Origin of the sequence: Pseudomonas sp. AL10, assembly GCF_029960685.1 — a bacterium.
GTDB classification, from domain to species: domain Bacteria; phylum Pseudomonadota; class Gammaproteobacteria; order Pseudomonadales; family Pseudomonadaceae; genus Aquipseudomonas; species Aquipseudomonas lactis.
This window is the reverse complement of record NZ_JASBQZ010000018.1, coordinates 1-5,736: the sequence shown is the minus strand read 5'-3', so window position 1 is coordinate 5,736 and position 5,736 is coordinate 1. Positions and strand designations below refer to the sequence as shown.

Genomic DNA, 5,736 nt, shown 5'->3' with positions numbered 1-5,736 from the left:
GGACGCGGCTTCGGCTCGCACGGATCCGGACGCGGCTTTGGCTCACACGAATCCGGACGCGGCTTCGGCTCGCACGGATCCGGACGCGGCTTTGGCTCACACGAATCCGGACGCGGCTTCGGCTCGCACGGATCCGGACGCGGCTTCGGCTCACACGGATCCGGACGCGGCTTTGGTTCACACGAGTCCGGACGCGGTTTTGGTTCCTCCGGTTTTGGCTCCTTCGGTTTGGATTCAGGCTTGGGTTTGGGCTCCTCGGGTTGAGGACGCGGCTGCGGCTTGGGATCTTTGGGTTCAGGGTTTGGCGCGGTTGTATCGCCGTGCGCCAAGATATCAGCAGCTTTTATCTGGCCAATGCTTTTTATTAATAGATCAGCCTTGCCGTTGCCTGTCAGATCCAGGGCCAGCCCCCCCTCGTTGCGGCCCTCGTCATAACTCATCACAGCCTGGCCGGGTTGGCCAGTTAAGCGATCGACGAACTTGAGAGCACTGACATTCGCTCTTTTAAGGACTGCGGATACATCAATCTTATCTGCGCCACTCGCAAAATCCAGGATGACATCAGGGTTATCCGGGGTGGAATCACTGGCATGGTCGTAAACAAAGGTATCTGCGCCGCCCCCCCCAGACAGTCTGTCGGCTCCCGCCCCCCCTTTGAGGCGATTGGCAACATGATTACCGATAAGTGTGTCGTCGCCCTTACCGCCCACTGCATTTTCCAGCGTGACGCCCTTGGCAACGGAAACGTTACCTTTCAACGCCCCTACATCCGAAAAGGACTCGGCATTGAGGTTGATTTTCTGATGGTGTGAATACCCAGAGAAATCCAATGTGTCATTACCACCACCATCCCACACACAGAAAATGGGTGTGTCGTTAGCCGACTTCAAACTATAGGCTTCACGGTTTGTATTGGAATTAAATCCATACGTCGTATCGGTATTACGCGTTTTAGTATTCGCCCCATAGAGTTTCTGAACGGCCGATATATCATCCATCATCGGCGCAGAGGGGTTCAATGATTTGAAATCATGTCCCGGCTGGTTTTTTTCCGAATAGTAACTCATCACAGAACGCGCTCGAGTATCCCCGGCATACGCTGCGTCCCGTCCATAGTTACCAGAGCCATCATAGTCCCCCGGGTGTTCCAGCCCAATGGTGTGGCCTATTTCGTGAACTAGAACTTCGCGAAAATAATGACCCCGTGGAGGGTTTGCACCTGCATTCGCTGTTCCGACATTTGCGAAAGTTTGACTCATATAGCGGTTGGGGAGTGAGGCCATACCCCCAGAGGTTCCGTGCATCTCATTGATATCTATATGGCCGTCAGCCCCCTGCCTTTTTTCAGTGAATGTGACGTTAGCGACATCCTGCCAGGATTGCAGTGCCTGCCTGGCTTGATCTGCCTGCTGTGGGGTAAAGCCCTTGGAAACACGATAGGACAACGTGGTTTTGCCATCACCGTTACTGTCATGAAACTTGAAACCGCTGCGGGTGATATGTTTCCCGGCCTGTTCCGTAGTGAAGACGGTTTTTTTGCTGTTTAGTGTATATACCTGCGTAGGGCCCTCCGGGCTGATGCCACTCCTCGGATCTGGCACCTGCCCTGCATTAGAATTCGTTGCGGTTGGTCCTGGCACTCTCATAAACCAAAGTCCTCATAAAAATCAGACTCGAACGGTAAAACAACATATTCGAGATACCGATTTCCGCCCAACAAGAGCAGCAGTAGTTATCGGCACCCCCTTAAATTCGCATGCTAAAGGTGATCACGCCAGCGACCAATTAATTCACCAGGACACATTCTAAAATTTAAAAACACTTTAGACTTACAACCGAAAAAACCTGAAACCTCAAAACTCAAATCGCTGTTCAAAAAAATTACAACCCATTGATATACAAGAGATAAAAATACTAAAACAAACTAAAAAATATATTTATTGCAAAGCATAACTCACAACCAGACAAAACCTGAGACGCAATTGAATATGCATCCACCCTCATATTTTTCACGTCCCCCAGGCGACTACCAACTTGAATGGCGAACAATAGAATAGAACATGAAGGAAAAAATCAGCATTCCACATACAGCGACTTCCGTCTGCCGCACATGAGTCATTCAATGCACTGCAACAGGCGATCAGTCCGACACCTCTGAAACGGGAACATGAATAACGCACAGGCAATAAACCCAGTGAGTGAGTCAACGGGAGTTTTGAATAACTGAAAAAACCGGAAGGCATCACCAACCCCTGATAGTTTGGTGAAAAAAAACACGACATGAACGTGGCTTGAAAGTAGCCATGCTCACTTGATAAGCAGGCACGCAGCGCCACACGCGTATACGGTCAGAAGTAAGAGAAAGGTTCTAGTGCAATCGTGGGGTTCCCTGGACTGAGAACCCCACGGGAGGTCGTTGCCTGGCACACAGACGCCTGCCTGGGCAGGCTTGTCGGGGGGGGTTAGCGAATAGTGACTGGGCTCACCTGAATATCGACCACACTTTTTTTATGAACCCCTTGAATGATGAAAAAATTTTCCCGATAAACCCTCCTCCAGGCCGTGGAGTCGGGACGGGCAAAGGGGCGGGCTCAGGCGTGGGTTCAGGTTTAGTCGGCTCTGAAGTAGGGGTCGGCACGGGATCTGACACAGGCACCACAGTGGGTTCAGGCGTTGGCGTCACTGTCGGCGCCTGACCGTTCCAGATCACATCCGCCTGTTTGATCTGGCTTTGGCTGGCAACCAGTAGATCCGCCGTACCATTTCCCGTTGTGTCCACCGCCAACGTGAAACGGCCGGTTTTCGCGTCTTGGCCGAGCACGGCCTCGCCCGCCTTGCCGCTGAATTTCTCGACGAAGCTCAGCGACTTGAGCCCCGCCTCCTGAACAACACCGGTCAGGTCGATCTTGTCGCTCCCGCTCTGGAAGTCCTGGATGATGTCCGGTGCCTGCGGCGTTGAATCGCTGGCGCGGCGGTAAACAAACGTGTCTGCTCCAGCTCCGCCGTGCAGCTTATCGGCCCCCTTGCCGCCCGTGAGCCGATTGTTGCCCTCGTTCCCCGTCAAGGTATCGTTGCCTGTACCGCCAATGGCGTTTTCCACACTCACACCCTTGGCAATCGACACATTTCCTCTCAAGCCCCCCACGTCCGAGAATGACTCAGCCTTGAGGTTGATGGTTTGGTTCTGGGTGAACCCGGAGAAGTCGAGCGTGTCATTACCTCCACCGTCCCAGACGGTGAAGATCGGCTTGTCGCTCCCCTGCTTGAGGCTATAAGCCTCCCGGCCTGAATTGGAATTGAAGCCGTAGGTGGTGTCGGTATTCCGGGTTTTGGTGTTGGCGCCGTAGAGCCGCTGGGCGGCGGCGATATCGTCCATCATCGGGGCACCCGGGCTGCGCCCGGCAAAATTGTGCCCCGGCTGATGAGTCTCCGTCCAATAGCTCATGACACTGCGAGCCTTGGTGTCCTGGGCATATTCGGCAGCCCGATCGTAATTGAAACCCTGGCCGTCGTATTTACCTGGATGACTCAGCCCCAGGGTATGCCCCAGTTCATGGATCAATAAGCCCAGGAAGTGACTGCCCATCGCCGGGTTTTGCCCACCCTGGGTGCCTATATTGGCCTGGACGTTCGAATTATATTTGTTGGGCAACCCCGCGACGCCTGCCGAACCCGGAACACCCTTGATGCTTATTGTGCCATCCGTGTTCGGGCCATTTTCAACAAATTCAATATTAGCAACATCCGCCCAGTACTGAAGGGCTTGCCTGGCCCGTTCTTTCTGAGCCGCATTGAAGCCGCCCGCAAAGTTATAACCCACGACGATTTTTCCATCATTGTTGCGATCATGAAACTTGAAGCCACCGCGGGTGATGTGTTTCGCGGCCTGATCCGTGGTGAAAGATTTTTTATTGTTGGCCCAGAGAACAACTTGGTGTTCATCGGGTGAAAGATCGGGCTGTAACTTATCTGAAGGACGCGAGTAAGAAGACTGCCTAACAGGGATATGCATGTGCTTTGATACTCTGAACAGTGGAAAGTTAACCGTCCATATATGCGAGTTACCGATGCCGACTGCTCCGTTGTCAGCCCGATAAAGCTCCCACATTGAAAAGACCTTCACCACCGTCATTTCATTTCAACAACCCACCATTAAACATGGCAGTAATAAAACCACACATGTTTTATTCGAGGTGGAATACTCGCATCCCCCAAGCACTCTCAAACCTTGATGCCACCGAAGAAAAAAAAGTGCAAACAACAAACTTGACTCAATCAAGCGACACGCTTCAAACATCCAGAAAAACAATCAAACACACTGGAAAAAACAAACTGAACATCAAGCTTCTTGTCTGATTGCTAACAAGGCCACGCCTTACACGACTCGATTGTCCCAACCTACCGAGACATGTCGGGGCAACTCATGACGATGCGCCAGCAACCACGTATCCAACGTATGCCCCACATGGGTCAGCCCCCCCAACTGCGCCCCGGTGTCTTCGATGCTCTGCAGCGCCAGCGTCAGGTCATTGTGATTACGCGGCACCTGCGGCTGGGGCGGCTTTGATCACTGCGCGCCAACCCGCACGCAGCACACTCGCAGCCATGCACCGGAACCTGCCGCGCATCACCGGTGCCCAGCAGCGTCAAGCGCATACCGTGCGCCCGTGGTCCAGGCAGCACAGCAAACGCTCGACGGTATGTGCCAACGGGCCAGAGTTATCCAACACGAACAAGCCCGCCCCATTGCCCGCAATCAACTCGGCAGTGAACCGCGCATTGCGCGCCAGGCGTTCCTCGATGTCGGCCAATGACTCACGCCCGCGCGCGATCAAACGCTGGCGCAACACCGCTTGGTCCACCGTCAGCAGCAATACCAACGACGTCGGGTAACGCTCACGAGCCTGCGCCAGGTGAGCACGGGAGCCGTTGACCAGAACGTCGTCCCCAGCGGCCAACCAATCGTCGATTTCCCTGGGGATGCCATAGGACAAGCCATTTGCCTGCCAGCTCAAGGCAAATGCGCCCTCGGCTTCCATCAGCGCAAACTGCTCCGGGCTCACCCCTTGCGCCGCTTCGCCCACCGCCTCTGCCGACCGTGTGATCACGCGCCGCACCATACGGCAGCCACGCTCGACCAGGCGTGGACGCGCGGCATCCAGCAGGCTGTCCTTGCCCGAACCCGATGGCCCGATGAGATAGATCAACCTGCCTGCCATCAAAACACCCTCTTCGCTTGTCTCCAGACTTGTTGCACCATCGGCAGCCCTTCGCGGCTCCTGGCTTGCACCAGGTCGGCACGCAGGCCAATGGCGATTTCACCTCGGTCCTTCAAGCCCGCGCCTGTGCCGGCGCCAGGCTGATCATCTGCACTGCGCGGCAAAGATCACCGCCATCTTGTTGATCGGCAGTACGAACGCCGCCTGCAACAGGCTCGCCGTGTAGTAGTCACTGGAAAGTATATCCAGCAATCCCTCGCCAGCCAGGCCGGCGGCGGCCACATTACCCGAGTGCGACCCACCACGCACCACGTTCGGCGCGCCCATCAAGACTTTCATGTTCAGTTGCCGGCAACCGCGCGCGGCTTCCAGGGTGGTGGGAAATTCAGCGATTGTCATGCCATAACGCGCAGACTCTTCACGATGCGAAGCGAGCCGCTCTTGATCTTGACCTGCTTTTGATCTTGATCTTAGGCGCCCCGTCAAACCACGCTGGCCGGAATTCGACAGGGATTTG

At 54.8% G+C, this 5,736-nt stretch carries 3 protein-coding genes and 2 pseudogenes; all 5 read right to left on the bottom strand.

The features are described from left to right. A partial coding sequence (locus QK296_RS17455) for a M10 family metallopeptidase C-terminal domain-containing protein (RefSeq protein ID WP_282391125.1) occupies positions 1–1,646 on the bottom strand: 1,646 nt, incomplete at its 3' end. Between the two features lie 836 nt (positions 1,647–2,482). Next, positions 2,483–4,132: a M10 family metallopeptidase C-terminal domain-containing protein gene (locus QK296_RS17450; protein WP_348775209.1), complete on the bottom strand. Its 1,650-nt coding sequence runs from the start codon at positions 4,130–4,132 to the stop codon at positions 2,483–2,485. A gap of 243 nt (positions 4,133–4,375) precedes the next feature. Continuing rightward, a pseudogene (locus tag QK296_RS17445) lies at positions 4,376–4,567 on the bottom strand (phosphonate metabolism protein PhnP); the annotation flags it as partial. A 79-nt stretch (positions 4,568–4,646) separates the two neighbouring features. Further along, positions 4,647–5,219, bottom strand: a complete 573-nt coding sequence (phnN, locus tag QK296_RS17440) for a phosphonate metabolism protein/1,5-bisphosphokinase (PRPP-forming) PhnN (protein ID WP_003189968.1) — start codon at positions 5,217–5,219, stop codon at positions 4,647–4,649. Continuing rightward, positions 5,219–5,654 (bottom strand): annotated as a pseudogene (locus QK296_RS17435) (alpha-D-ribose 1-methylphosphonate 5-triphosphate diphosphatase); the annotation flags it as partial. The gene phnN and the pseudogene QK296_RS17435, both read right to left, overlap by 1 nt. Between the last annotated feature and the right edge of the window lie 82 nt (positions 5,655–5,736).